The organism is Microbacterium sp. 22179 (assembly GCF_052045715.1).
Taxonomy (GTDB): Bacteria; Actinomycetota; Actinomycetes; order Actinomycetales; family Microbacteriaceae; genus Microbacterium; species Microbacterium galbinum.
This window is the reverse complement of the sequence record NZ_JBQEPJ010000009.1, coordinates 1-25,589: the sequence shown is the minus strand read 5'-3', so window position 1 is coordinate 25,589 and position 25,589 is coordinate 1. Positions and strand designations below refer to the sequence as shown.

Genomic DNA, 25,589 nt, shown 5'->3' with positions numbered 1-25,589 from the left:
CGAGGAGTCACGACATGCCGCGCTGGCGCCGCGAGGCGCGGCGTGTCCTGACCCCTCACGGGAATGGGGCGTCAGGGGAAGAGGTCGCCGAGCTCGTGCGGCTCGCCGGCATCGGCGAGGGCCGTGCGGGCGGCGAGCCACCCCGACATGCCGTTGACGCCGGGCCCGGGCGGGGTCGCGGCCGAGGCGAGATAGACGCCGGGCATCGGCGTGCGCCACGGGGCCGCGGAGAGCGTCGGCCGCTGCAGCGCCTGCCGCATCGTGAACGCCCCGCCGAGCACGTCGCCCCGGATCTCGGCCGGGTTGACGGCCTCGCGTGCGGATGCCGGCACCGAGCGGTGCGCGAGGATGCGGTCTCGGAACCCCGGGGCGAAGCGCTCGACCTGACGCGTGATCAGCTCGGTCGCGTCGAGGTCCGAGTCGAGGGGAACGTGGATGTAGGTCCACAACACGGCCTTGCCCTCGGGTGCGCGGGTGGCGTCGAAGACGGAGGGCTGGACCGCGAGCACGTACGGGCGCTCGCTCACCCGCCCACGGGCGACGGCGTTCTCACTCGCCCGCACCTCCTCACGGGTGCCGCCGAGGTGCACGGTCGGCGACTGCGCCACGTCGGCGTTCGCCCACGGCACCGGTCCGTCGAGCTCGAAGTCAACCTTCGCCGCGGCCGGTCCGTACCGGTAGCGGGAGAGAGCGCGAGCGTACCCGGCGGGGATTCCGGGGTGGGTCAGGGCGAGACGCGGCGAGGTGTTCAGCAGGAGCAGGTCGCCGCGCGCGGGATCGCCCCAGTCGAGGATGCCGAGGTCGCGCACGTGCAGCCCCGTCTCGATGCGACCGCCGTGCGCCTCGAGGTCGGCGACCAGCGCGTCGGCGATCCGCTGGGCGCCTCCGCGCGGATACATCCAGCCCTGTGCGTGTCCGAGGGCGGCGAGCAGAAGCCCGGCCGCCGCGCCGGGGAGCGAGGGAACGGGCGCGTTGGCGTGCGCGAGGACGCCCGTGATCAGGGCCGCCGCCTCCGGGGTGCGGAAGGCGCGCGAGGCGAGCGGTGTGCCCTGGTCGAGCATCCGCAGGGCGTAACGCGCGGCGGTGAGCGGCTCGTGCGGCCAGCGCGGGATCTGATGGCCGGTGAAATCGACGACCCCGTCGATGTGCTCGCTCAGCGGCCGCAGTCGAGCGAGCCATGCATCACGGTCGGCCCCGAGGGCGGCGGACGTCTTCTCGATGTCGCGCCAGGCGATCGCCGCACGGCCGCCGTCGAGCGGATGGGCGTAGGAGATCTCGGGACGGATCCAGTCGATGCGGTCGGCGAGGCCGAAGGCGCGGAAGAACGGCGAGGCGAGTGCCGCCGGGTGCACGGCGGAGCAGACGTCGTGGCGGAAACCGGGAAGGATGCCGTCGGTCGTGCGCACGCCGCCACCGATCGTGTCGGACGCCTCGAGCACCCGCACCTCGTACCCCGCCCTGGCGAGCGACACGGCGCTCGCCAGACCGTTGGGCCCGCTGCCGATGATCGTCGCCCGCACCATGCCGCCAGTCTTGCACGGCCCGCGCCGGGGGCGGGGAGCGGAAGCGGTCGAGACGGCCCCGGGATCGTGCGATCCTGGAAGGGATGAACGAAGTACAGGGCCCGACCCCGACCGGCACCTCCCGTCCCTACCGCTCCCTCGCGGAGGCGCTGCGCGCGCACCGCATCGACCCGGTGAACCACGAGTTCATCGGCGCGATCGTCGACGCCGTGGGTGTGACCTCGTTCATCGACCGCGGCCGCTACATCGAGGCCCTGCGCCGCGGCGACCACGCCTCGCTCCACATCGGGCGCACCTACACGAACGGGTTCGCCGAGGACGAGACGATCGTCGTCGGCTCCACCCCGCTGCGCCTGCAGCCCAGCGAGGGGCGTGCGCCGTACTTCTACGTCACCCACCCCAGCGAGTACGCGCCCTCCGTCCCCGCGCGAGCGGCGAAGCGCTCCTCGACCCCGCGCACACCGTCGGTGCCGCGCGAGAAGGCGCCGAAGCCGGTGACCGAACGCGACTACGGTGTGTGCGACGTGTGCTTCATGGTCAAGACGCCGTCGGGCGGCTGCGGCTGCGACTGAGCGCTGCCCGGCGGCATCCGTCCTCCACCGTCAGGCGAACGCGCTCATCCCGGTGATGTCGCGCCCGAGAAGCAGCGCCTGCACGCTCTCCGTGCCCTCGTAGGTGTGGATCGCCTCGATGTCGGCGAGGTGCTGCATCACGCCGTTCTCGAGCAGGATGCCGTTGCCCCCGAGCAGGTCGCGGGCGGTCGAGGCGATGCGGCGTGCGGCGCGGGTGTTGTGGAACTTCGCGAGCGACGCCTGCGTCGGACGCAACGCGCCCGCCGTCTCGAGGTCGGCCATCCGGCGGCAGTAGAGCTGCATCGCGGTGAGGTCCTCGAGCATGTGGGTGAGGCGCTCCTGCACCATCTGGAACTTCGCGAGCGGCTTGCCGAACTGCACGCGCTGGGTCGCGTACGCCAGGGCGGCCTCGTAGCAGGCGGTGGCGTGGCCGAGTGCCGACCAGGCGACGCCGGAGCGGGTCGCGTAGAGCACGACCGACGCATCCTTGAAGCTGTGCGTTCCGGGGAGCACGGCGTCGAGGGGAACGCGCACGTCGTCGAGGCGGATGTGCGCCTGGTGGATCGCACGCAGTGACGCCTTTCCGCGGATGACGGTGCCGGTGTATCCGGGGGTGTCCTGCTCGACGAGGAAGCAGCGCACGGCGCCGTGCTCGTCGGCGGACTCGTCGTCGACGCGCGCCCAGACGAAGGTGATCCCGCCGGATGCCCCGTTGCCGATCCACTTCTTCGTGCCGCTGATGACCCAGGCGTCACCGTCGCGGCGCGCGACCGCCTCGAGCGAGACCGAGTCCGACCCGTGGTCGGGCTCGGTGAGGGCGAAGGACCCCAGCACGCTCGCGTCGGCGAGAGCCGTCAGCCATTTCTCCTGCTGCGCGGGGGAGCCGAACAGTGCAAGGGTGCGCAGGGCGAGACCGCCCTGCACCGCGAGGATCGTGCCGAGGGAGCCGTCGCCGCGCGAGACCTCCATGTTGACCAGTCCGGCGGCGAGAGGGGAGAGGCGCGTGAGGGCGGGGTGCTCGACACCGTCGACGACCAGATCCATCTCGCCCAGGCGGCGAGCGGCGGTCAGCGGGTACTCGGCCCGGTCCCAGGCGTCGGCCATCTGCGGGGCGACCTCGTCGACGTACGCCTGCGCGCGTTCCCAGGCGGCACGATCGGCTTCCGGGATGTCGGCGAACACGGCGTAGTAGTCGCTACCCTGCCGTCCCGTGACGTCGTACGACGAGACGCGCTCGCCGGGCAGGGGGGAGGAATCGATGCTCATGGGGCTCCTTCGTGGCACCAGGTATCGTACTCCTCGAAACTGAGTTCCACGACTCCGGGAGCGCGAAAGCGGAGCCCTGCCCGAGGGCCCCGCCGCAGAGCGCTCAGTCGAGCTGCGAGCGCAGGCGCCGCGTGACCTCGGCGACCGGCATCGACCGCGGGAACACGGCGACGACGACATCGTCGGGAGCGCTCGCCGTGGCATCCGCCGGCACGCCGTAGCGACGGCGCACGTCCGCCAGCGCCGCCTGCAGGGTCGCGAGAGGCACCTTCTTCGTGCCGCGCAGCAACTGGCGCAGCACATGGTTGTGCACCGCGGTCACCAGGGCCGCGAAGCCGACCGCGTCGAGCGGGTCGACGCCGGGGAGGGCCCCGCGCAGGTACTCGTCGAACAGGCGCTCGTAACGGAACACCGTGATGATCTCGCGCTCGCGCAGCACCGGGACCTCGCGCACGATCCGATAGCGGCGGCGGGCGAGCTCGGGGTCGTGGGCGAAGTGCGAGAAGACCGACTCGGATGCCGCGCACACCGCGCCCCACGGATCGTCGTGCCCCTCGGCGAGGAACACCCGCAGGCGCTCCAGCAGTGCCTCGTGGTCGGCGAAGACGACGTCCTCCTTGCCGCCGAACTGGCGGAAGAAGGTGGATCGCGAGACGCCGGCCGCCTTCGCGATCTGCTCGACCGAGGTCTGATCGAAGCCCTGCGTGTCGAAGAGCTCGAGGGCAGCGGCCACGACGCCGGTGCGCAGTTCAGCGGATTCGTGCATGGCACGAGCCTAGACCTCGCGCTGTCGAGCATGCGGATGGCGTGACGCGGGCGGGCCCCGGCGGAGCATCCGGGCCCGCAGGAGCGTCCAGTCCGAGGTAGTAGGCTGGGGGACTGGTCGATGTCTCGACATCGAGAGAATTACCAGACAGCAGCCCAGTGAAGGAACCACAGTGGATCTGTACGAGTACCAGGCACGAGACGTTTTCGAGAAGTACGGAGTGCCGGTTCTCGCCGGCATCGTCGCCGACACCCCCGAGGAGGTGAAGGCAGCCGCGGAGAAGATCGGCGGCGTCGTCGTCGTCAAGGCGCAGGTCAAGACCGGTGGTCGTGGCAAGGCGGGCGGCGTCAAGGTCGCCAAGACCCCCGAAGAGGCCTACGAGGCGGCCGAGGCCATCCTCGGCCTCGACATCAAGGGCCACATCGTCAAGCGCGTCATGGTCGCCCAGGGCGCCCGCATCGCCGAGGAGTTCTACTTCTCCGTGCTGCTCGACCGCGCCAACCGCTCCTACCTGAGCCTCTGCTCGGTCGAGGGCGGCATGGAGATCGAAGAGCTCGCCGTCGAGCGCCCCGAGGCCCTCGCCCGCGTCGAGGTGAACCCGCTCACGGGTATCGACAAGGAGAAGGCCGTCGAGATCGCCCGCGCCGCGAACTTCCCCGAGGACCTCGTCGAGAAGGTCTCCGACGTCTTCGTGAAGCTCTTCGACGTCTACAAGGGCGAGGACGCGACGCTCGTCGAGGTCAACCCGCTCGTGCGCACCGAAGAGGGCGACATCATCGCACTCGACGGCAAGGTCACCCTCGACGACAACGCGTCGGAGATCCGTCACCCCGAGCACGAGGCTCTGGAAGACAAGGATGCCGCCGACCCGCTCGAGGCCAAGGCCAAGGCATCGGGTCTCAACTACGTGAAGCTCGACGGCGAGGTCGGCATCATCGGCAACGGCGCGGGACTGGTCATGTCGACGCTCGATGTCGTCGCCTACGCCGGTGAGAATCACAACGGCGTCAAGCCCGCCAACTTCCTCGACATCGGCGGCGGCGCCTCGGCCGAGGTCATGGCCGCCGGCCTCGACGTCATCCTCGGCGACCCGCAGGTCAAGAGCGTCTTCGTCAACGTGTTCGGCGGCATCACGGCGTGCGACGCCGTCGCCAACGGCATCAAGGGTGCGCTCGAGACGCTGGGTGCCACGGCATCCAAGCCGCTCGTCGTGCGCCTCGACGGCAACCGCGTCGACGAGGGTCGCGCGATCCTCGCCGAGTACGCGCACCCGCTTGTGACCCTGGCCGCCACCATGGACGAGGGCGCCGACAAGGCCGCCGAGCTCGCCAACGCTTGAGACTGAAGGACTAGAAGAATGTCGATCTACCTCAACAAGGACTCCAAGGTCATCGTCCAGGGCATCACCGGCGGAGAGGGCACCAAGCACACGGCGCTCATGCTCAAGGCCGGCACCCAGGTCGTCGGTGGCGTCAACGCCCGCAAGGCCGGCACCACGGTCTCGCACACCGACAAGGACGGCAACGCCGTCGAGCTGCCCGTCTTCGCCTCGGTCGCCGAGGCGATGAAGGAGACCGGCGCCGACGTGTCGATCGCCTTCGTGCCGGGCGCCTTCACGAAGAGCGCGATGGTCGAGGCCATCGACGCCGAGATCCCGCTGCTCGTCGTGATCACCGAGGGCGTGCCCGTCGGCGACTCGGCCGAGGCCTGGGCCTACGCCCAGAGCAAGGGCAACAAGACCCGCATCATCGGGCCGAACTGCCCCGGCATCATCACCCCCGGTGAGGCGCTCGTCGGCATCACGCCCGCGAACATCACCGGCAAGGGACCGATCGGCCTCGTGTCGAAGTCGGGCACCCTGACCTACCAGATGATGTTCGAGCTGCGCGACCTGGGCTTCTCGACCGCCATCGGCATCGGCGGAGACCCGGTCATCGGCACGACGCACATCGACGCGCTCGCCGCGTTCGAGGCCGACCCCGAGACGAAGGCCATCGTCATGATCGGCGAGATCGGCGGCGACGCCGAGGAGCGTGCGGCCGAGTACATCAAGGCGCACGTCACCAAGCCGGTCGTCGGCTACGTCGCGGGCTTCACGGCTCCCGAGGGCAAGACCATGGGTCACGCCGGTGCGATCGTCTCCGGTTCGGCCGGAACCGCTCAGGCCAAGAAGGAGGCCCTCGAGGCCGCCGGGGTCAAGGTCGGCAAGACGCCGTCCGAGACCGCCGACCTGATGCGCGCGATCGTCGAGGCGCTCTGACGCGTTAGACTGTAGGAGAAGGCCCCGGGCTCCACCCCGGGGCCTTCTTTCATGCCCGGGGCGCGCTGTCAGCGGTCGCGGGCAACGAAAAGAGGGGCAGATGCCGCAGCATCCGCCCCTCTTTCGACTCGCTGTCAGATGCCGATGCCGAACAGCGCCTCGATCGGCCCGCGGGCGAAGAAGATCACGAAGCCCACGCCGACCACCCAGAGCAGCGGGTGAATCGTCTTGGCGCGACCCGAGAAGGCGTTCACGACGATCCAGCTGATGAAGCCGGCGCCGATTCCGTTGGCGATCGAGTAGGTCATCGGCATGACCGTGGCGGTGAGGAAGACCGGCAGCAGCACGCGGAAGTCGCTGAGGTCGATGTTCTTGATCTGAGCGAGCATCATCGCACCGACGAGCACGAGTGCGGCGGCCGCGACGGCGCCGGGCACCAGCGAGGTCAGCGGGGTGAAGAACATCGCGACCAGGAACATCGCACCCGTGATGAGCGTGGCGAAACCGGTGCGTGCGCCCTCGCCGATGCCGGCACCCGATTCGACGAAGACCGTCGCCGACGACGACGAGGTGCCACCACCGGCGATCGCGCCGATGCCCTCGACGACGAGCGCCGACTTGATGCGCGGGAAGTCGCCCTTCTCGTCGGCGAGGTCGGCCTCCTTCGCGAGGCCCGTCATGGTGCCCATGGCGTCGAAGAAGTTCGAGAACAGCAGCGTGAACACGAACATCACGAGGGCGACGATGCTGACCTTCTGCAGGTCGAAGCCGAAGTCGACCTGGCCGACCAGGCTGAGGTCGGGCAGCCCCACGATCGAGCCGGTGAAGCCGAAGTCGAGGCCGAACGGCCAGATGAGGTTGACGATGCCGCCGAGCACCGTGCCGCCGACGAGGGCGATCAGGATCGCACCCTTGACGCGCAGCGCGGTCAGCACGCCGCCGATGAGCAGCGTGACGACGAAGAGCAGGGTCGGGATGGAGGCCACGGAGCCGCCGATGCCGAGGTCGACGGGCGGCGAGGCGTTTCCGGTCGCGGTCACGAAACCAGCGTTCACGAAGCCGATGAAGGCGATGAAGAGGCCGATGCCGACCGTGATCGCGAGCTTGAGCTGCACGGGAACGGCGTCGAAGATCATCTTGCGCAGGCCGGTCGCGGCGAGCAACACGATGATGACACCGTTGATCATGACGAGCGCCATGGCCTCGGGCCAGGTCACCGAGCCGACGACGGAGAAGGCGATGAAGGCGTTGATGCCGAGTCCGGCGGCGAACGCGAACGGCAGACGCGTGATCACGCCGAACAGGATCGTCATCACACCGGCGGTGAGCGCGGTGGCGGCGGCGACCGCGGAACCGGACAGCACGTTGCCGTCGACGTCGGGCGTCGCGAGGATGATCGGGTTGAGGATCACGATGTACGCCATCGTGACGAACGTCACCAGGCCACCTCGGATCTCGGTGCCGAAGGTGGAACCGCGCTTGGTGATCTCGAAGAAACGATCCAGGCCGTTCTTCGGCTCAGCGGCGGTGGGTGCGGGGGACGGGGCAGTTGTCATTCGGGTGAACCTCCGGATGAGACGATATCGTCTCTCCCGCGCCGCGCGCGCCCACCGGCATCCGCCCGGATTCTCGTCGTAGTCTCGAAAGGCTATGCAACGCCTTCTCGTCGCCCTCCTCGCCGCGTTCGACGCCGCCATCGCGGCCGCCGTCGGACTCGCCGTGCTGCTGGCGCCGCTGACCCTGCTGTGGACCCTCGCCTTCGGCGCCACGGCCGACTGGGGTGCGCTCTGGCCGCTGACCGGCACGCTGTGGGCGTTCGGGCACGGGGTGCCGCTCGACATCACGATCGCGGACGCGGCGCTGGTCGCGGTCGGTGTTCCGGCGGCGGCGTCGTCGTTCACCGTCTCGGTCGCCCCGCTCGCCCTCCTGGTCTTCACCCTGCTGTTCGCGGCGCGCTCGGGCGCGCGAGCCGCGAACGCCGGCTCGTGGGTGACCGGTGTGCTCTCGGGCACGGTGGTGTTCGCCGCGGTCGCCGCCGGCGTCGCCCTCACCTCGCGTCTCGACGCGGCGAAGACCTCCCTGCTCCTCGCGATCCTGCTGCCCGCCACCGTGTACCTCGCGGGCGCGGTGTGCGGAGCGGTGCGCGTGGTCTGGGAGGACGGCGACGGTGGGCCGATCGATGCGATCCACGACCGTCTGGACGCCTGGACCGAGTGGACCCCGGTGCCCGCGGCCATCGTGCGGGGAGCGGCGTTCGCCCTCGTCGCCGTGCTCGGCGTCTCGGCCGCAGCGCTCGCCCTCCTCACGCTGGTCCGCGGCGGTGAGGTCGTCGCCCTCTTCCAGGCCGCACGTGTCGACGTGCTCGGCGCGGTCGTGATCACCCTCGCCCAGTTCCTCTACCTGCCGACGCTCCTCGTCTGGACGGCGTCGTGGATCGCCGGACCCGGATTCGCCGTGGGCGTCGGCACCGCGGTGTCTCCGGCGGGCACGCAGCTCGGCGTCGTTCCCGGCATCCCGGTGCTGGGGCTGCTGCCCGAGAACAGCTCGATCTGGATGCTCATCGTCGTGCTGCTGCCGGTCGCCGCCGGTGCCGTGGCCGGATGGGCCGTGCGCTCTCGCCTGGTGTGGGAGGGGACGCCGCTGCGGATGCTGCCGCGCGCCGTGATCGCGGTCGGCATGGGCGCCGTGACCGCGGGTGTCGCCGCCCTCGCCGCGCTGCTCACCAGCGGGTCGATCGGTCCGGGGCGTCTGGCCGAGACCGGCCCGTCGGTCGGCGCCTTCGCGCTCGCCCTCGGGGGAGAGGTGCTGCTGGGCGCCGCGATCCTGCTGCTGTCGCCGCGCAACCGCGACGAGCTCGCCGAGGAGCGCACCGATCGCTGGGTCGCCGAGATGACGGCATCCGATCTCGGCGATCTGATCGGCGACGCGGCATCGCCGTCGCCGTCTGCCGGATCCGCCGATTCACCAGCGGATGCCGCCCCTCTGCCCTTCGCGGAGACGGCTCCGCTCGACGACGTCACCGGGGAGGGGCGCCCTCCCGCGCCCCGGTAGACTTGGCGCGTGCTCACGGTCGCCGTTCTCATCTCGGGCACCGGCTCGAATCTTCGTGCCCTCCTCGAGGCCGCCCGCCACCCGGACTTTCCCGCGCGGGTGGTCGTCGTGGGCGCCGACCGCGAGGCCGACGGCCTGGCCCACGCCGAGGAGTTCGGCATCCCCAGCTTCACCGTGCCGTGGCACGAGCACGAGAGCCGCGAGGCCTGGGGCGAGGAGCTCGGACGCCAGCTCGCCGTCTGGAACCCCGACCTCGTCGTGCTCAGCGGTCTCATGCGTCTGCTGCCTGCATCTCTCGTGGCGCAGTTCTCCCCGCGTCTCGTGAACACCCACCCGGCCTACCTGCCGGAGTTCCCGGGCGCGCACGGGGTGCGCGATGCGCTCGCCGCCGGCGTCGCCGAGACGGGCGCCAGCGTGATCGTCGTCGACGACGGCGTCGACACCGGACCGATCCTCGCGCAGGAGCGCGTGCCGATCCTCGACGGCGACACCGAGCACACCCTGCACGACCGCATCAAGCCCGTCGAGCGCCGCCTGCTGATCGATGTCGTACGGCGCATCGCGACCGGCGAGCTCGCGCTCGACGCCGCTTCCTGATCCTCTTCCTCCCCTCTCACGCCCGACGCACGAAGGAGCATCACCATGGCCGGCCCCCGCCACGACCCCTCGCTGTACCGCGATCGCGACACGGTGCCGATCCGCCGGGCGCTCGTCTCGGTGAGCGACAAGACCGATCTGCTCGTCCTCGCGAAGGCGCTCGCCGACTCCGGCGTGCAGATCGTGTCGACCGGTTCGACGGCCGCGACCATCCGCGAGGCCGGCTTCGAGGTGACCGACGTCGCCGCGGTGACCGGTGTCGCCGAGATGCTCGACGGTCGCGTCAAGACCCTGCACCCGAAGATTCACGGCGGCCTGCTCGCCGACCTGCGCCTCGAGGACCACGAGCGTCAGCTCGCCGACCTCGACATCGCACCGTTCGAGCTCGTCGTGGTGAATCTGTATCCGTTCGTCGAGACCGTCGCCTCGGGCGCCCAGGGCGACGACGTCGTGGAGCAGATCGACATCGGCGGCCCCGCCATGGTACGCGCCGCCGCCAAGAACCACGCGAACGTGGCCATCGTCGTCTCGCCGCAGTCGTACCCCGGGATCATCTCGGCGATCGCCGAGGGCGGCACCTCGCTGTCGCAGCGCCGCGAGCTCGCGGCCCGCGCGTTCGCGCACACCGCCGCCTACGACACGGCCGTCGCGTCGTGGTTCGCCGAGGGCACCCTCCAGGACGACGGCGACCTGCCGGCGCACCTGACGATCCAGGCCGAGCGCCTCGCGACGCTCCGCTACGGCGAGAACTCCCACCAGCGCGGTGCGATCTACACGCGCGCGGGCGGTCACGGCATCGCCCAGGCCACGCAGCTGCAGGGCAAGGAGATGTCGTACAACAACTACGTCGACGCGGATGCCGCCCTGCGCGCCGCCTACGACATGATCAAGCCGGCCGTCGCGATCATCAAGCACGCCAACCCGTGCGGCATCGCGACGACCGCTCCGAACGCCCTCGACCCGATCGCCAGCGCGCATCTGCGCGCGCACGAGTGCGACCCGGTGTCGGCGTACGGCGGAGTGATCGCCGCGAACGGCACCGTGACGCTCAAGATGGCCGAGAACCTCAAGGACATCTTCACCGAGGTCATCGTCGCCCCCGCGTTCGAGCCCGCCGCCCTCGAGGTGTTCAAGGCGAAGAAGAACCTGCGTCTGCTGCAGCTGCCGGAGGACTGGCAGCAGGAGCGCATGGACGTGCGCCTGGTCTCGGGCGGACTCCTGCTGCAAGACGCCGACCGGTTCCCCGACGACATCGTCTCGGTCGCCAAGAACTGGGAGCTCGTCTCCGGTGAGCGACCGAGCGACCTCGAGATGGAGAACCTGATCTTCGCGTGGAAGGCGTGCCGCGCCGTCAAGTCGAACGCGATCGTGCTCGCGAAGGACAACGCCACGGTCGGCGTCGGCATGGGCCAGGTCAACCGCGTCGACTCGTGCCGCCTCGCGGTCGAGCGCGCGGGCGAGCGCGCGGCTGGTTCGGTCGCGGCATCCGACGCGTTCTTCCCGTTCGCCGACGGCGCCCAGGTGCTCATCGACGCCGGTGTGACCGCGATCGTGCAGCCGGGTGGCTCGGTGCGCGACGAGGAGGTCGTGGATGCGGCCCGCAAGGCCGGCGTCACGATGTTCTTCACGGGAGAGCGCCACTTCTTCCACTGAGCATCCGCAGTTCCCTCGAGGCCCTCATCCGCACACCGCGGGTGGGGGCCTCGGTCCGTCCGGTCTCTCGGCGGTCGGCGGTCGGCGGTCGGCGATCGGCGTGAGGAGTCACGACACGCCGTCTCGCGCCGCGCGGATGCGGCGTGTCCTGACCTCTCACCGTGATGTCCGATTTCCGCCAGTCGATGTCGGAGGCCCGTGACAGCATGGAGTCATGAGCCTCCCCGTGACCGACTTCGACGAGCGGTACCGCGCGATCGACGCGCGCGACACCCGTTTCGACGGGCAGTTCGTGACGGCCGTGCGATCGACTGGCATCTACTGCCGTCCGAGCTGCCCGGCGCGCACGCCGAAGCCCGAGAACGTGACGTTCTACCCGACGAGCGCCGCGGCGCACGAGGCGGGCTACCGGGCATGCAAGCGCTGTCTCCCCGAGGCGGCGCCCGGGTCACCGGCCTGGAATCTGCGCGGCGACGCCGCGGCCCGTGCGATGCGACTCATCTCCGCGGGTGTGGTGGAACGCGAGGGGGTGTCCGGCCTCGCCGCGCGGCTCGGGTACTCGAGCCGGCATCTGAACCGGGTGCTGGTGAGCGAGCTCGGCGCCGGGCCGCTGGCCCTCGCCCGGGCGCACCGCGCGCACACGGCGCGCATGTTGCTCGTCGGCACCGACATGCCCGTCTCCGACGTGGCGTTCTCGGCGGGGTTCGCCAGCATCCGGCAGTGCAACGACACGATCCGCGAGGTCTTCGCCCTCACGCCCAGCGAGCTGCGCGCCCGACGACGGATGCCGATGGCCGCAGCTCCCGGCACGATCGACCTCGTGCTGCCCTTCCGCGGGCCACTCGATGCCTCGGGCGTCTTCGCCTGGATGGCGGCCCGCGCATTGCCCGGGGTCGAGGCGGCCACCGAGACCTCGTTCGCCCGGCACCTGCGCATGAGCGGAGGGCCGGCGTGGTTCGAGGTGCGCCAGGATGCCGCCGAGCGACTGCATCTGCGCGCCCGGGTCACGCAACTGGGCGATCTCGCGCCCCTGGTGGGCACGGTGCGACGCCTGTTCGATCTGGATGCCGACCCGCGGGCCGTCGACGACGCGCTCGGTGCGCACCCCGAGCTCGCTCCGCTGGTCGCCGCGACCCCGGGGATCCGAGTGCCGGGAGCGGCCGATCCCCACGAGATGCTCATCCGCGCGATGGTCGGTCAGCAGATCACGGTCGTCGCCGCCCGTACGGCGCTGACCGCGCTCGCCGACGCCCTCGGAGAGCGCACCGACGACGGTGTGCTCTTCCCGACCATGACCGCGATCGCCGAGCACGGCGCCGAGGTGCTGCGGGGCCCGGCCGCCCGCATCCGTGCCATCACCGGTGCCGCTGCCGCGCTGGCGGACGGCTCGCTCACCCTCACGGTCGGTGACGATGGGGCTGAGCAGCGGGCCGCGCTCCTCGCGATGCCGGGCATCGGGCCGTGGACGGCCGACTACGTGCGCATGCGGGTGCTCGGAGACCCCGACATCCTGCTCCCGGGCGACGTCGCGATGCGAGCCGGGGCCGCGGCCTCCGGTCTCCCGGGCGAACCGCGTGCCCTGACGGCGTGGGCGGAGCGTGCGGCTCCCTGGCGGAGCTATCTCACGGCGCACCTCTGGCGCGCCGCCCCCGTCCGCTCGGCGAAGCGCGCGACGACGACACCGATCACGAAGACACCGATCACGACGACACCGATCGCGACGACACCGATCTCGAAGGAGACCCCATGACCGCCCTCATCCAGACCATCGACACCCCCGACGGGGCGTTCACCATCCTCGCCGACGACGAGCAGCGCGTGCTGGCGTCCGGGTGGACGGCCGACCACGGGGCGATCCTCGGAAGGCTCGCGGCGGCCGTGCGCCCGGCTGAGGTGCGCGAGGGCGAGACCGCAGCAGCGTCGGCCGTGCAGGCGTACTATGCGGGCGACCTCGCGGCGATCGACTCCGTGCCCGTGCGTCAGACGGGCACCTCGCTGCAGCTCTCGGGCTGGGCCGCGCTGCGGGAGATCGCCCCGGGCGCTCCGCTCACGTACACCTCCTTCGCCGCCGCGCTCGACAACCCACGCGCCGTGCGGGCCGCGGCATCGATCTGCGCGCGCAACGCCCCGGCGCTGTTCGTGCCGTGCCACCGGGTGCTGCGTACCGACGGCACCCTCGGCGGCTTCGCCTGGGGACTCGACGTGAAGGAGCGCCTGCTCGCACGCGAAGAGATCGCGCGCTGAGAGACCGGAGCCGACGGGGCGCGCGAGAGGAAAGGAGGAATTCCTCTTGCGTACAGCTTGTTCACAGCAATAGGCTGGAGGGCTGTCGCACCGACCGGACGACACCGCCGAGCCCTGAGGAGGACACCATGACCACGATCCTGGTCACGCAGATCGCAGCTCTCGGCACGACTCCGGTGCGCACTTTCCACTAGAGCCGCACCGCGCTCCGCGCCCCGCCTCTTCCCCGCCGGACGCCGGACTCGACGAGTCCGCTGCACTCACCGAGACCGCTCGGCGTCCGCCTGCTCCGCAACCTTCCGCACGAACCGTCTGAGAGACATGTCTTCCTCGCAGAATCCCCCCGCTTCCTCCTCCCTGTCGACCGCCGCAGCGCTGTGGCGTCTCAAGCCCTTCGTCCGTCCCGTCATCTGGCGGCTCGCCGGCGGTGCCGCCAGCGCGCTCGCCGCAGCGATCATCGCGCTGATGATCCCGATCGTCCTCGAGCAGATCATCCAGGGCCCGGTGCAGACCGGCGAGCTCGGAGCGATCGTCTGGGGCGCGGTCGCCGTTCTCGGCCTCGCCCTCGGTGAAGCCCTGATGGTGTTCCTGCGCCGCCAGTTCGTGCTCAAGCCCTCGACCGAGGTCGAGTACCGCATGCGCACCGATCTCTACGCACGCCTGCAGACCCTGCCCGTGGCGTTCCACGACCGCTGGCAGTCGGGCCAGCTGCTGAGCCGCATGATGCAGGACATCGGCCTCATCCGCCGCTGGCTCGCCTTCGGTCTCGTGCTGCTCGTGGTGAACATCCTCACGATCATCATCGGAGCGGCACTCCTGTTCCGGTGGCACTGGCTGCTGGGCACGATCTTCATCGTCACCGCCATCCCGCTGTGGATCCGCGGCTACCTCTTCGAGAAGCGCTACGGCGCCCTCACCCGCCGGAGCCAGGACCAGGCGGGCGACCTCGCGACGAGCGTCGAGGAGAGCGTGCACGGCATCCGTGTGCTCAAGGCGTTCGGGCGCGGCAAGCATGCGCTGAGCCGTTTCAGCCGCCAGGCCGAGACGCTGCGCGAGACCGAGATGAGCAAGGCCGGGGCGATCGCCTCGATCTGGTTCTGGCTCGACCTCATGCCGCAGATCGCCTTCGGCCTCAGCCTCATGTCGGGGATCTGGCTCATCTCGCAGGGGGCTATCGACCTGCCCGAGCTGTTCGCGTTCTTCGCGATGGCGACGGTGCTGCGCTGGCCGATCGAGTCGATCGGCTTCCTGTTCTCGTTCATGCTCGACGCCCGCACGGCGACCGACCGCGTGTTCGAGATCTTCTCCGAGACGAACACGATCACCGACCCCGAGAACCCCGTGCACATCGAGAACCCCCGGGGCGAGCTCGCATTCCACAACGCGCACTTCCGCTACCAGGACGCGGGAGCGCAGGAGCGCGACCTGCTCGACGGCATCGACCTCGTGCTGCGGCCGGGCGAGACCATGGCGCTGGTCGGTCTCACCGGCAGCGGCAAGACCACCCTCACGACGCTGCCGACCCGCCTCTACGACGTGACCGGCGGTTCCGTGACGCTCGACGGCGTCGACGTGCGCGACCTGCCGCTGGCCGAACTGCGCCAGCACATCGCGATGGCGTTCGAAGACGCGACGCTCTTCTCGGCGACCGTGCGCGAGAACGTGCTGCTGGGTCGCGCCGAGCTCGACGTGCACAGCGATGAGGCCGAGCGCGTGCTGCGCGAAGCCCTCGATGTCGCCCAGGCATCGTTCGTCGACGCGCTGCCCGACGGCGTCGAGACGGTCATCGGTGAAGAGGGACTGAGCCTCTCGGGCGGTCAGCGACAGCGACTCGCGCTCGCGCGTGCGGTCGCCGCGAAGCCGAAGGTGCTCGTGCTCGACGACCCCCTCTCGGCGCTCGACGTCGACACCGAAGCGCTCGTCGAGGAGGCGCTGCGCCACGTGCTCGCCGACACGACCGCGATGATCGTCGCGCACCGGCCGTCGACCGTCGCCCTCGCCGACCGCGTGGCGCTGCTCGAGGCCGGCCGCATCACCGCCGTCGGCACGCACAGCGAGCTGCTGCGCAGCAGCCGCCACTACCGTCACGTCATCTCCAGCCTCGAGGCCGAGGAAGCGGCGCGCACCGGCGCGATCCCCGTGATCCGCGACGACGAGGCCGACGAGGCTCACGACATCGAGGCGGGCATCCGCGCCCAGAACGGCGAGCAGCCCGACGAAGATCTGATCACCGAGAAGGAGGTGCGGTCATGAGCGCCCTCATCGGAACGCAGGACGAAGACCGCTCCCGGTACACCAAGGAGGAGAGCAGGGCCATCCGGCAGCGCTCGCTGCGTCTGCTCGGCTCGCTCGTGCGGCCGCTCAAGGCGCGCATCGTGCTGGCAGCCGTCGTGCTCGTCATCTCGACCGCGCTGCAGGTCGCGGGCCCCATCCTGATCAGCATCGGGCTCGACCGTGCGCTGCCGGCCGTGATCGAGCACTCCGACTGGATGCCGACGTTCATGATCGGCGGCGTCTACCTGCTCGCAGGGGTCGTCGCCGCGGTGATGATCGCCTGGTACGTCATCATCGCCGCCAAGCTGACGCAGGCGGTGCTGCTCGATCTGCGCAAGCGGATCTTCCTGCACACGCAGCGTCTGAGCCTCGAGTTCCACGAGTCGTACACCTCCGGGCGCATCATCTCGCGTCAGACGAGCGACCTCGACTCGATCCGCGAGCTGCTCGACGGCGGCCTCAACGAGCTCGTCTCCGGCGTGCTCTTCGGCCTGTTCACCTTCATCGCGCTGTGCATCTGGGACTGGCAGTCCGGACTCATCCTCGCGATCGCGGGTGTTCCGCTGTTCTTCCTGATGCGCTGGTTCTACTCGCGGTCGCAGCTGGTCTACCGCGAGTCGCGCGTCATCAGCGCACAGGTGATCGTGCAGTTCGTCGAGACCATGACCGGCATCCGCGCGGTCAAGGCGTTCCGCAAGGAGCCCCGCAACGACGTCGCCTTCCAGAAGATCTCGGGGGAGTACCGCGACGTCAACCGCCGTTCGCTGATGCTGTTCGGCACTTTCGAGCCCGGCCTGATGGGCGTCGCGGCGCTCACGCTCGGCATCGTCGTGCTCTGGGGCGGCATGCGCGTCGCCGAGGGCGCGCTGACCGTCGGCGTGCTGCTGTCGGCGGTGCTGTACGTGCGCAACTTCTTCGCGCCCATGCAGGAGATCGCGATGTTCCTCAACTCCTACCAGTCGGCCACCGCCGCGCTCGAGAAGGTGTCGGGCGTGCTCGAGGAGGTGCCGACGGTGCCCGACCCCGAGAAGCCGGTCGACCTGTGGGAGTCGCGCGGGCACATCGAGTTCGACGAGGTGACCTTCGGGTACAACGGCGAGAAGACGATCCTCCCGAATTTCTCGCTCGACATCCCCGCGGGGCAGACGATCGCGCTGGTCGGCACGACCGGTGCGGGCAAGTCGACGCTGGCGAAGCTCATCTCGCGGTTCTACGACCCGTCGAAGGGCACGGTGACGCTCGACGGCGTCGACCTGCGCTCGCTGCACCCGAAGGACCTCCGCCGCGCGATCGTCATGGTCACGCAGGAGGCGTACCTGTTCAGCGGTACCGTCGCCGACAACATCGCGCTCGGCAAACCCGACGCCTCGCTCGACGAGATCCGCGCGGCCGCCCGGGCCGTGGGCGCGGACGGGTTCATCGAGGCGCTGCCCGACGGCTACGGCACCGACGTCAACAAGCGCGGTGGCCGCGTGTCGGCCGGTCAGCGTCAGCTGATCTCGTTCGCCCGTGCGTTCCTCGCCGACCCCGCGGTGCTGATCCTCGACGAGGCGACGGCGTCGCTCGACATCCCCTCGGAGCGGCTGATCCAGGATGCCCTGCAGACGCTGCTCGCCGACCGGACCGCGATCATCATCGCCCACCGGCTCTCGACCGTCGCGATCGCCGACCGGGTGCTCGTGATGGAGCACGGCGAGATCATCGAGGACGACACCCCCGATGCCCTGATCGGCGGCACGGGCAAGTTCGCCCAGTTGCACGCGGCATGGCAGGAGACGCTGGTCTGACGCGACGAGCCCTCGCGCACGGCACGACGCGGAACGGCGCACCCCGGGAGATCCCGAGGTGCGCCGTCTGCGTGTGGAGCGGCCGCGACTAGGCCTGGATGAACGCCAGGATGTCGGGGTTGATCACGTCGGCGTGCGTGGTGAGCATGCCGTGCGGGTAACCCTCGTAGATCTTGAGCTCGGAGTTCGGGAGGAGCTCGTGCTGCTTCAGCGCGGCATCCTTGTAAGGCACGACCTGGTCGTCGTCGCCCTGCAGCACCAGCACCGGAACCGTGATCGACTTCAGGTCCTCGGTCTGGTCGGTCTCGGAGAACGCCTTGATGCCCTCGTAGTGCGCGAGCGCGCTGCCGGTCATCCCCTGGCGCCACCAGTTGGCGACGACGGGCTCGGAGACGGCTGCGCCCTCGCGGTTGAAGCCGTAGAAGGGACCGGAGGCGACGGCCTGGAAGAAGTCGGCGCGGTTCGCTGCGAGCGCTTCGCGGAAACCGTCGAAGACCGAGATCGGCGTGCCCTCGGGGTTCGCCTCGGTCTGCACCATCAGCGGCGGAACGGCCGAGACGAGCACGGCCTTCGCGACGCGCCCCTGGGGCTGGCCGTACTTGGCGACGTAGCGGGCGACCTGGCCGCCTCCGGTCGAGTGGCCGATGTGCACGGCGTTCCGCAGGTCGAGGTGCTCGACGACCGCCGACGCGTCACTGGCGTAGTGGTCCATGTCGTGCCCGGTGCCGATCTGCGAGGAGCGTCCGTGACCGCGACGGTCGCTGGCGACGACGCGGAAGCCCTTCGACAGGAAGAACAGCATCTGCGCGTCCCAGTCGTCGGACGACAGAGGCCAGCCGTGGTGGAACATGATGGGCTGGGCGTCGCGGGGACCCCAGTCCTTGAAGAAGATCTCCGCGCCGTCTTCCGTGGTTACGAATCCCATGTGGGCCTCCATCGTCGGTGCCGCACCGAATCGTGGTCGGTGCGGCGGTGTGGGCTTGTGCGCCCATCGGGGAGTGATGAGCACGATCAACGTACCCCCGTGCGGCCCCCCGGGACAGGGGTTTCCGGAAGGATTCGACACCTGTTCAGTGAGGTTCCCTCCCTGGTCCTGCTCAGCGCCCCGGCCACCGGCTCGATAGCATCGGAGGATGGACCCGTTGATGCTCCTCGGCGAGTGGTGGTGGATCGCGGCGGTCGGCGCCGGCGGTGTCACCGCAGGCGCCGTCGGGCTGCGGCGTCGCAGCACGCGCAGTGGCCGACGCCTCGCCGTGGATGCCGCACGCCATGACCTGCGGGCGGCGAAGGTCGCGGTGGTTGAGAAGCGCGCAGCCGTGAAGATCGCGCGCGCCGATCACACCCGCATCGCCGCCGAACGTACCGCACGCCGGGCGACGGCGGAGCACGTGGCCAGCGCGAAACGGATGCTGCGCGACGCCGAGCGCGATGCGAAGGCGGCCGCGGCCGATGTGCGCGCGAAGCAGGTGCGCCTGAATGCGGCCCGCGCCGCGCTCCCCGCGGCATCCGCCCCCCGCCCGCTGGAGCGGTTGCGCGCCGACCACGATGCGATCGTCGCGCGCTGGATGACCTACGAGACCGATCCCGGTCTGCAGATCGCCTACCCGGCGATGTCGGACGTGAAGCAGCCGGCGACGGCGGCCTACTTCCGCGCGGCGAATCGTGCGGCGGAGGCGAGGCGCACGGCGGGGGAGCGCCCGACGCCCGCGGAGTTCGCCGACTACCGCGACGCCGTCGACGCGCTCGCCCGTGCCTTCGAGATCGCCGAGCACACCGCGCGCGGGCGGGGGGACACGACGGCGAGCGTCGGATGGCAGGACGCCGCGCAGGACGCGATCTCGCGCTCCGCCGAGGCGATCGATCGGGCGGCGGGAGCGGCGGCATCCGCCTTCGCCGCGTGGTCGGCGCGCAAGCGCCCGCGCGGCGACGACCGGGAGGGCCGGGACGACCGCGATCGGTGAGATCCCGCCAGGATCAGCGGGACCCCACCGCCTCGCTCAGGGAGCGATCGTGCGGCTGCGCACCAGCTCGCGGTACCAGTGACCGGAGTCCTTCACGGTGCGCTCGAGCGTGTCGAAGTCGACCCGCACGATGCCGAACCGCTTGGCGTAGCCGTAGCCCCATTCGAAGTTGTCGAGCAACGACCAGACGAAGTATCCGCGCAGGTCGACGCCGCGCTCGAGAGCCCGGTGCGCCGCGGTGAAGTGCCGACGCAGGTAGTCGGTGCGCTCCGGGTCGGGAACGGTGCCGTCGGCCGAGACCTCGTCGTCGAACGCGGCGCCGTTCTCGGTGACCATGAGCGCCTGCTCCGGGAACTGCTCCGAGAGCGACACGAGCAGCTCCTCGAGTCCCTCGGGTGCGATGTTCCAGCCCATCGCCGTGTACGGGCCCGGCTGCTCGACGAACTCGACGAGCTGATCGCTGCCCGGCCAGGCGGTGCCGCCCTCGGTGCCCTTGTGGCCGTCGTTCTGCTGCTTCGGCGAGACGCCGTCCCAGAGCCGCACGGTCGCGGTCGAGTAGTAGTTCACTCCCAGCACGTCGATCGGCTGGTGGATCGTGGCGAGGTCGCCCTCCTGCACGAACGACCAGTCGGTGACGGAGGATGTGTCGTCGAGTAGATCGGCGGGGTACTCGCCGCGCAGCATCGGACCGGTGAACGCGCGATTCGCGAGGGCGTCGATGCGACGCATCGCCTCGGCGGCACCGTCGCCCTGACCGCGCAGCACATGGAAGTTCAGCGTGACCGAGTAGTCCGGGTCGCCCGTCGAGGTCGCCCGCAGCGCCTGCACCGCGCGCCCGTGCGCGAGGTTGAGGTGGTGCACGGCCGACAGCGCGGATGCCGGTTCGTGGCGCCCCGGTGCATGCCCGCCCTGACCGTAGCCGAGGTAGGCCGAGCACCACGGCTCGTTGAGCGTCGTCCACGTGTGCACACGGTCGCCCAGGGCCGTGCCCATGATCTCGGCGTACCGCTCGAAGGCGTCGGTCGTGGAACGCGCGGTCCAGCCGCCGGCATCCTCGAGGTACTGCGGCAGATCCCAGTGGTACAGCGTGGCGACGGGACGGATGCCGCGGGCGAGCAGCCCGTCGACGAGACGCGAGTAGAAGTCGACGCCGGCCTGGTTCACCCCGCCGGACGCCGTGGGGACGATGCGCGGCCACGCGATCGAGAACCGGTAGGCCTGCAGGCCCAGGTCGGCCATCAGGTCGAGGTCCTCCTCGGTGCGGTGATAATGGTCGCAGGCCACGTCTCCCGTGTCGCCGTTCCACACCTTGCCGGGGGTCTTGCTGAACGTGTCCCAGATCGAGGGGGTGCGCCCGTCCTCGGCGGCGGCTCCCTCGATCTGGTACGACGCGGTCGCCGACCCGAACGTGAAGTCCGCGGGGAAGACGAGTCCCGAGCCCCGGTAGTCGTCGCGGGGGGTGAACAGCGTGGTCATGCGGTGATCTCCTCGAGGTCGGCCGTGTAGGTCTCGGTGCGACCGTCGGGATTCGTGACGGTGACGGCCGCGGTGCCGGTGCCGCCCGCGAAGACGCGCAGCTGCAATCCGTCATGGTAGTCGTAGTCGGGTCGATCGACCCGGGCACCCCAGGGGAGCACGGTTCCGGGGCGCACGTACAGGGGCAGCGAATCGAAGCCGTGCCGCTCGCGCCGCCACCCGCCGCCGGTCACGGTCTCGCCCGTGAGCAGCGAGGTCCACTCGCCGGCCGGCAGGTAGAACTCGACCTCGCCGTCCTCGGTGAACACGGGGGCCACGAGCAGGTCGGAGCCGAGCATGTACTGGCGGTCGAGGTACGCCGTCGCCGGGTCGTCGGGGAACTCGAGCACCATCGGCCGCATCAGCGGCACACCCGTGGCGGCCGCGTCGAGGCCCTGCGCGTACAGGTAGGGCATGAGGCGCATCTTGAGGTGCGTGAAGCGACGCGTGACCTCCACCGCCTCGTCGTCGAACGCCCACGGCACCCGGTACGAGCTCGAGCCGTGGAACCGCGAGTGGGAGCCGAGGAGGCCGAACGCTGTCCAGCGCTTGTACACGCCGGCATCCGGCATCCCCTCGAACCCGCCGATGTCGTGGCTCCAGAAGGCGAAGCCCGAGAGGGCGAGCGAGAGGCCGCCGCGCAGGGTCTCGGCCATCGACGTGTAGGTCGATGTCGAGTCGCCGCCCCAGTGCACGGGCATGCTCTGCCCGCCCGCGGTCGCCGAGCGGGCGAAGAGCACGGCATCGCCCTCGCCGCGCGCCTCGGTGAGCACGTCGTACACGGCGCGGTTGTAGAGGTCGGTGTAGAGGTTGTGCATGCGCTCGGGGTCGGCGCCGTCGGCCCAGACCACGTCGGTCGGGATGCGCTCGCCGAAGTCGGTCTTGAAGCAGTCGACGCCCTGCGCCACGAGAGCGCGCAGTTTCGACTGGTACCAGGCCGTCGCCTCGGGGTTCGTGAAGTCGACGAGCCCCATGCCCGCCTGCCAGAGGTCCCACTGCCACACCGAGCCGTCGGCGCGCTTCACCAGGAACCCCTGGTCGGCCGCCTCGCGGAACAGGGGGGAGCGCTGGGCGATGTAGGGGTTGATCCACACGCAGACGCGCAGGTCCTTGTCGTGCAGGCGGCCGAGCATGCCTTCGGGGTCCGGGAACACCCGCGGGTCCCACTCGAAGTCGCACCAGTTGAACTCGCGCATCCAGAAGCAGTCGAAATGGAAGACCGACACGGGCAGCTCGCGGGCCGCCATCTCGTCGAGGAAGGAGTTGACGGTCTGCTCGTCGTAGTCGGTCGTGAAGCTCGTCGACAGCCACAGTCCGTACGACCAGGCCGGCACCACGGGCGGGCGACCGGTGAGCGCGGTGTAGCGCCCGAGCACGTCCTTGGGGGTGGGCCCCGCGATCACGAAGTACTCCAGCTGCTCGCCCGACACCGAGAACTGCACGCGCTCGACCGCCTCCGAGCCGATCTCGTACGACACGTGTCCCGGGTCGTTGACGAGCACGCCGTAGCCCCTGCTCGAGAGGTGGAACGGCACGTTCTTGTACGCCTGCTCGCTCGAGGTGCCGCCGTCGGCGTTCCACACGTCGACCGTCTGCCCGTTCTTGACCAGCGGACCGAAGCGCTCGCCGAGTCCGTAGATCTGCTCGCCGACGCCGAGGTCGAGCTGCTCGTGCACGAAGACGGATGCCGCCGGCATCCCGCCGCCCTGACGCGCGTTGCTCACGATCCCCGGGTCGACCTGCGCGCCCTCGGCGAGCTGGACGTATCCCTGCGCCTTGTGCCCGCTGCCGGTGACCCGGCGTCCGTCGACCGCGAAAGACAGGTCCCACGGGGCACCGGGGGTGACCGTCGCCACGAGGGAGCCCGCGTCGAGGACGCCGCCGGCGTCCGACACCGACACGGATGCCGTGGCACCACCGGCACCGGGGAGGGCGAAGCCGCCGTGCCACCGCCGGCCGGTGTGGTGGGCGATCCGCACCCGGATCACGCCCTCGGCGGGGGAGGAGAGGGTGGTCGTGAGCACGGGCCGGTTGAGAGTGTCGCCGCGCTTGGAGATCACCATCGTCGGAGCGGTGATGACGAGACCTGGGCCGTCGGGGGTCTCGGTGGTCTCGGCGATGTCGTACGCCTCCTGCGCGTACAGCGCGGTGACGCCGGGGCGCAGCTGCCAGAACCCGTCGGTGAACTTCATTACTTGACTGCTCCTGCCGTGATGCCCCGGGTGAGGGTGCGCTGGAAGATGAGGAAGAAGATGAGCGTCGGGATGATGCCCAGCAGGGCCGAGGCGCTCGTGGTGGTGACGTCCATGAGGCGGTCGCCCTGCAGCACGCTGATCGCGACCGGGACGGTCTGGTTGGCGTTCGACGCGAGGAACGTCAGCGGGATGAGGAACTCGTTCCACGTCCAGATGAAGAAGAAGATGAGCAGCACCGACAGCGTCGGGCGGCTGATCGGGAAGACGACGCGCCACAGGATCTGCCAGCGGGTCGCGCCGTCGAGCGAGGCGGCCTCGAGGATCTCCTTGGGGAAGGTGCCGTACACCGACGACAGCAGGTACGTGCCGAACGCGGCCTGGATCACCGTGAACACGATGATGACCGACCAGACGTTGTCGTACAGGCCGACCGATTTGAACATGTAGTACAGCGGGTACAGCAGCGCCTCCTGCGGCAGCAGGTTCGCGAGCAGGAAGAGCAGCACGATCCAGGAGCGTCCGCGCACGCGTCCGATCCCGATCGCGAAGGCGTTGAGCATCGAGATCACGACCGCGAGCACCGAGACGATGCCGGCGATGAAGATCGAGTTCCAGACCTTCTCGGGGAAGTTCACGCGCTCCCAGAACTTGATGATCCCACCGAAGTCGAGGGTCTCGGGGAAGGCGAGGGGGCCGGAGGTCGCGTAGTCGAGCGGCGACTTGAAGGAGTTCACGAGCACGAGGTAGAACGGCGCGATCACGAGCAGCGCACCGACGATGACGAGCGCCAGCAGGAGCCAGTCGACGGGACGCTTCTTGGTCATGCCGCCGCGCGGACGGCTCGCGGCCTTCTTGCCGGTGACGATGGCGGTGGTGGCGTGCATCACAGACCCGCCCTTTCCTTGCGCTCGAGCGAGTTCTGGACGCGGATGAAGATGATCGACACGATGACCACGACGATCGTGAGCACGGTCGCGATCGTGGCGCCGTAGCCGACGTTCCGCTTGGTGAAGAACTCCTGGTAGGCGTAGTACGCCGGGACGAGGGTGGACCCCGCCGGTCCGCCGCGGGTGATGATGTACACCGGGCCGAACACCTTGAGCGCCGCGATGGTGCAGGTGAGGGTGACGACGAAGATCTCGGGGCGGATGATGCTCATCGTGATCGCCGAGAAGCGCTGGAACCAGTTCGCGCCGTCGAGTTCGGCCGCCTCGTAGAGTTCGGGGTCGACACGCTGGAGCGCGGCCATGAACACCACGACGGGGTAGCCGAGCTGCACCCAGACCATCACGACCATCAGCACGATGAGCGCGGAGGGCATCTGGCCGAGCCAGTCGTAGGCGGGGATGCCGAACCAGGCGAGGATCTGGTTGAGCGCGCCGTCGCCGCCGGGGCGCACGATCCAGCCGATCACGATGCCGGCGACGGCGATCGGAAGGATCTGGGGGAGGTAGTAGGTGGCCCGCAGGAAGCTACCGACCTTGCCGCCGAACTTGCGTCCGACGACGTCGAACAGGAGGGCGGCGACCATGAGGCCGATGATCGTGGGCACGACGACCATCGCGAGGATCATCCACACCGAATTGGTGAAGGAGGTCCAGAAGTCGCTGTCGGTGAGGATCTTCTGCCAGTTCTCGAGACCGATGAACTCCGGCGTGCGTACGCCCTTCCACTTCGTGAAGGTGAGGTACACGTTCCAGATCAGCGGGACGATGACGACCACGAGCAGCAGCACGAAGCCGGGGAGCAGGTACATCCAGTAGGCCCCGGTCCCACCGCTGCGCTGCGGGATCGACGGTTCTTCGGGCGGCAGCTTGGTGCGGCGGCCCTCGCGGGTGGCGAGTGACATGTTCATCTCCAGGAGGGTGCGGGGGCGGCGCCGGTTGGGCGACGCCCCCCCGGGGGGGCGCACGAAATTTGGCGGT

Annotated in this window: 20 protein-coding genes; 11 read left to right on the top strand and 9 right to left on the bottom strand. The window is 70.0% G+C overall.

Annotated features, from left to right (window positions below; genetic code table 11):
• Positions 1–71 precede the first annotated feature (71 nt).
• Entirely contained in the window at positions 72–1,523 is a 1,452-nt protein-coding gene (locus ACTJKK_RS15890; protein WP_440748686.1) for a phytoene desaturase family protein, read from the bottom strand.
• Between the two features lie 83 nt (positions 1,524–1,606).
• Between ACTJKK_RS15890 and ACTJKK_RS15885 the strand changes: the two genes are divergently transcribed.
• Positions 1,607–2,095: a hypothetical protein gene (locus tag ACTJKK_RS15885; protein WP_247623142.1), complete on the top strand. Its 489-nt coding sequence runs from the start codon at positions 1,607–1,609 to the stop codon at positions 2,093–2,095.
• 30 nt (positions 2,096–2,125) lie between these two features.
• Here the strand turns inward: ACTJKK_RS15885 and ACTJKK_RS15880 are convergent, their stop codons facing one another.
• A complete protein-coding gene (locus tag ACTJKK_RS15880; RefSeq protein ID WP_440748685.1) occupies positions 2,126–3,361 on the bottom strand; it encodes an acyl-CoA dehydrogenase family protein in 1,236 nt (411 codons plus the stop codon).
• 103 nt (positions 3,362–3,464) lie between these two features.
• On the bottom strand, positions 3,465–4,127 hold the full coding sequence (locus tag ACTJKK_RS15875) for a TetR/AcrR family transcriptional regulator (protein ID WP_247623140.1): 663 nt from the start codon (positions 4,125–4,127) through the stop codon (positions 3,465–3,467).
• Between the two features lie 172 nt (positions 4,128–4,299).
• Here ACTJKK_RS15875 and sucC point away from each other — a divergent pair, with 172 nt between their 5' ends.
• Positions 4,300–5,466: an ADP-forming succinate--CoA ligase subunit beta gene (gene sucC, locus ACTJKK_RS15870; RefSeq protein WP_440748684.1), complete on the top strand. Its 1,167-nt coding sequence runs from the start codon at positions 4,300–4,302 to the stop codon at positions 5,464–5,466.
• 18 nt (positions 5,467–5,484) lie between these two features.
• Positions 5,485–6,387, top strand: a complete 903-nt coding sequence (gene sucD / locus ACTJKK_RS15865) for a succinate--CoA ligase subunit alpha (RefSeq protein ID WP_440748683.1) — start codon at positions 5,485–5,487, stop codon at positions 6,385–6,387.
• 134 nt (positions 6,388–6,521) lie between these two features.
• Here the strand turns inward: sucD and ACTJKK_RS15860 are convergent, their stop codons facing one another.
• A complete protein-coding gene (locus tag ACTJKK_RS15860; protein WP_440748682.1) occupies positions 6,522–7,943 on the bottom strand; it encodes an NCS2 family permease in 1,422 nt (473 codons plus the stop codon).
• Positions 7,944–8,037: 94 nt separating this feature from the next.
• Between ACTJKK_RS15860 and ACTJKK_RS15855 the strand changes: the two genes are divergently transcribed.
• The 7 genes from ACTJKK_RS15855 (at position 8,038) to ACTJKK_RS15825 (ending at position 17,993) form a co-directional block, all read left to right on the top strand.
• The gene (locus tag ACTJKK_RS15855) at positions 8,038–9,438 is read left to right on the top strand and encodes a cell division protein PerM (RefSeq protein ID WP_440748681.1); all 1,401 of its coding nucleotides are present in this window, start codon (positions 8,038–8,040) and stop codon (positions 9,436–9,438) included.
• Positions 9,439–9,447: 9 nt separating this feature from the next.
• Positions 9,448–10,035: a phosphoribosylglycinamide formyltransferase gene (gene purN, locus ACTJKK_RS15850; RefSeq protein WP_247623134.1), complete on the top strand. Its 588-nt coding sequence runs from the start codon at positions 9,448–9,450 to the stop codon at positions 10,033–10,035.
• A 45-nt stretch (positions 10,036–10,080) separates the two neighbouring features.
• A complete protein-coding gene (purH, locus tag ACTJKK_RS15845) occupies positions 10,081–11,688 on the top strand; it encodes a bifunctional phosphoribosylaminoimidazolecarboxamide formyltransferase/IMP cyclohydrolase (protein WP_247632718.1) in 1,608 nt (535 codons plus the stop codon).
• A gap of 214 nt (positions 11,689–11,902) precedes the next feature.
• On the top strand, positions 11,903–13,438 hold the full coding sequence (locus ACTJKK_RS15840) for a DNA-3-methyladenine glycosylase 2 family protein (protein WP_440748680.1): 1,536 nt from the start codon (positions 11,903–11,905) through the stop codon (positions 13,436–13,438).
• Positions 13,435–13,932 (top strand): methylated-DNA--[protein]-cysteine S-methyltransferase, encoded by a 498-nt coding sequence (locus ACTJKK_RS15835; protein WP_440748679.1) that lies wholly within the window; start codon positions 13,435–13,437, stop codon positions 13,930–13,932. The genes ACTJKK_RS15840 and ACTJKK_RS15835 overlap by 4 nt, the downstream gene beginning before the upstream one ends.
• Positions 13,933–14,253: 321 nt before the next feature.
• Entirely contained in the window at positions 14,254–16,185 is a 1,932-nt protein-coding gene (locus ACTJKK_RS15830; protein WP_440748678.1) for an ABC transporter ATP-binding protein, read from the top strand.
• Positions 16,182–17,993, top strand: coding sequence for an ABC transporter ATP-binding protein (locus ACTJKK_RS15825; RefSeq protein ID WP_440748677.1), 1,812 nt, complete (start codon positions 16,182–16,184; stop codon positions 17,991–17,993). Before ACTJKK_RS15830 ends, ACTJKK_RS15825 begins: the two co-directional genes overlap by 4 nt.
• Positions 17,994–18,081: 88 nt before the next feature.
• On the opposite strand, the gene ACTJKK_RS15820 is transcribed toward ACTJKK_RS15825, so the two are convergent.
• The gene (locus tag ACTJKK_RS15820) at positions 18,082–18,918 is read right to left on the bottom strand and encodes an alpha/beta fold hydrolase (protein WP_247623128.1); all 837 of its coding nucleotides are present in this window, start codon (positions 18,916–18,918) and stop codon (positions 18,082–18,084) included.
• A gap of 208 nt (positions 18,919–19,126) precedes the next feature.
• Between ACTJKK_RS15820 and ACTJKK_RS15815 the strand changes: the two genes are divergently transcribed.
• A complete protein-coding gene (locus tag ACTJKK_RS15815; RefSeq protein ID WP_404597484.1) occupies positions 19,127–19,954 on the top strand; it encodes a hypothetical protein in 828 nt (275 codons plus the stop codon).
• 36 nt (positions 19,955–19,990) lie between these two features.
• Here ACTJKK_RS15815 and ACTJKK_RS15810 read toward each other — a convergent pair whose 3' ends face one another.
• Genes ACTJKK_RS15810 through ACTJKK_RS15795 form a run of 4 tightly spaced genes read right to left on the bottom strand, consistent with a single transcriptional unit; the run spans position 19,991 to position 25,513 of the window.
• Positions 19,991–21,430 (bottom strand): GH1 family beta-glucosidase, encoded by a 1,440-nt coding sequence (locus ACTJKK_RS15810; protein ID WP_440748676.1) that lies wholly within the window; start codon positions 21,428–21,430, stop codon positions 19,991–19,993.
• Positions 21,427–23,661, bottom strand: coding sequence for an alpha-xylosidase (gene yicI, locus ACTJKK_RS15805; protein ID WP_247623125.1), 2,235 nt, complete (start codon positions 23,659–23,661; stop codon positions 21,427–21,429). Before yicI ends, ACTJKK_RS15810 begins: the two co-directional genes overlap by 4 nt.
• Entirely contained in the window at positions 23,661–24,548 is an 888-nt protein-coding gene (locus tag ACTJKK_RS15800; protein ID WP_247623124.1) for a carbohydrate ABC transporter permease, read from the bottom strand. Before ACTJKK_RS15800 ends, yicI begins: the two co-directional genes overlap by 1 nt.
• Positions 24,548–25,513: a carbohydrate ABC transporter permease gene (locus ACTJKK_RS15795; RefSeq protein ID WP_247624718.1), complete on the bottom strand. Its 966-nt coding sequence runs from the start codon at positions 25,511–25,513 to the stop codon at positions 24,548–24,550. The genes ACTJKK_RS15800 and ACTJKK_RS15795 overlap by 1 nt, the downstream gene beginning before the upstream one ends.
• Positions 25,514–25,589 lie beyond the last annotated feature (76 nt).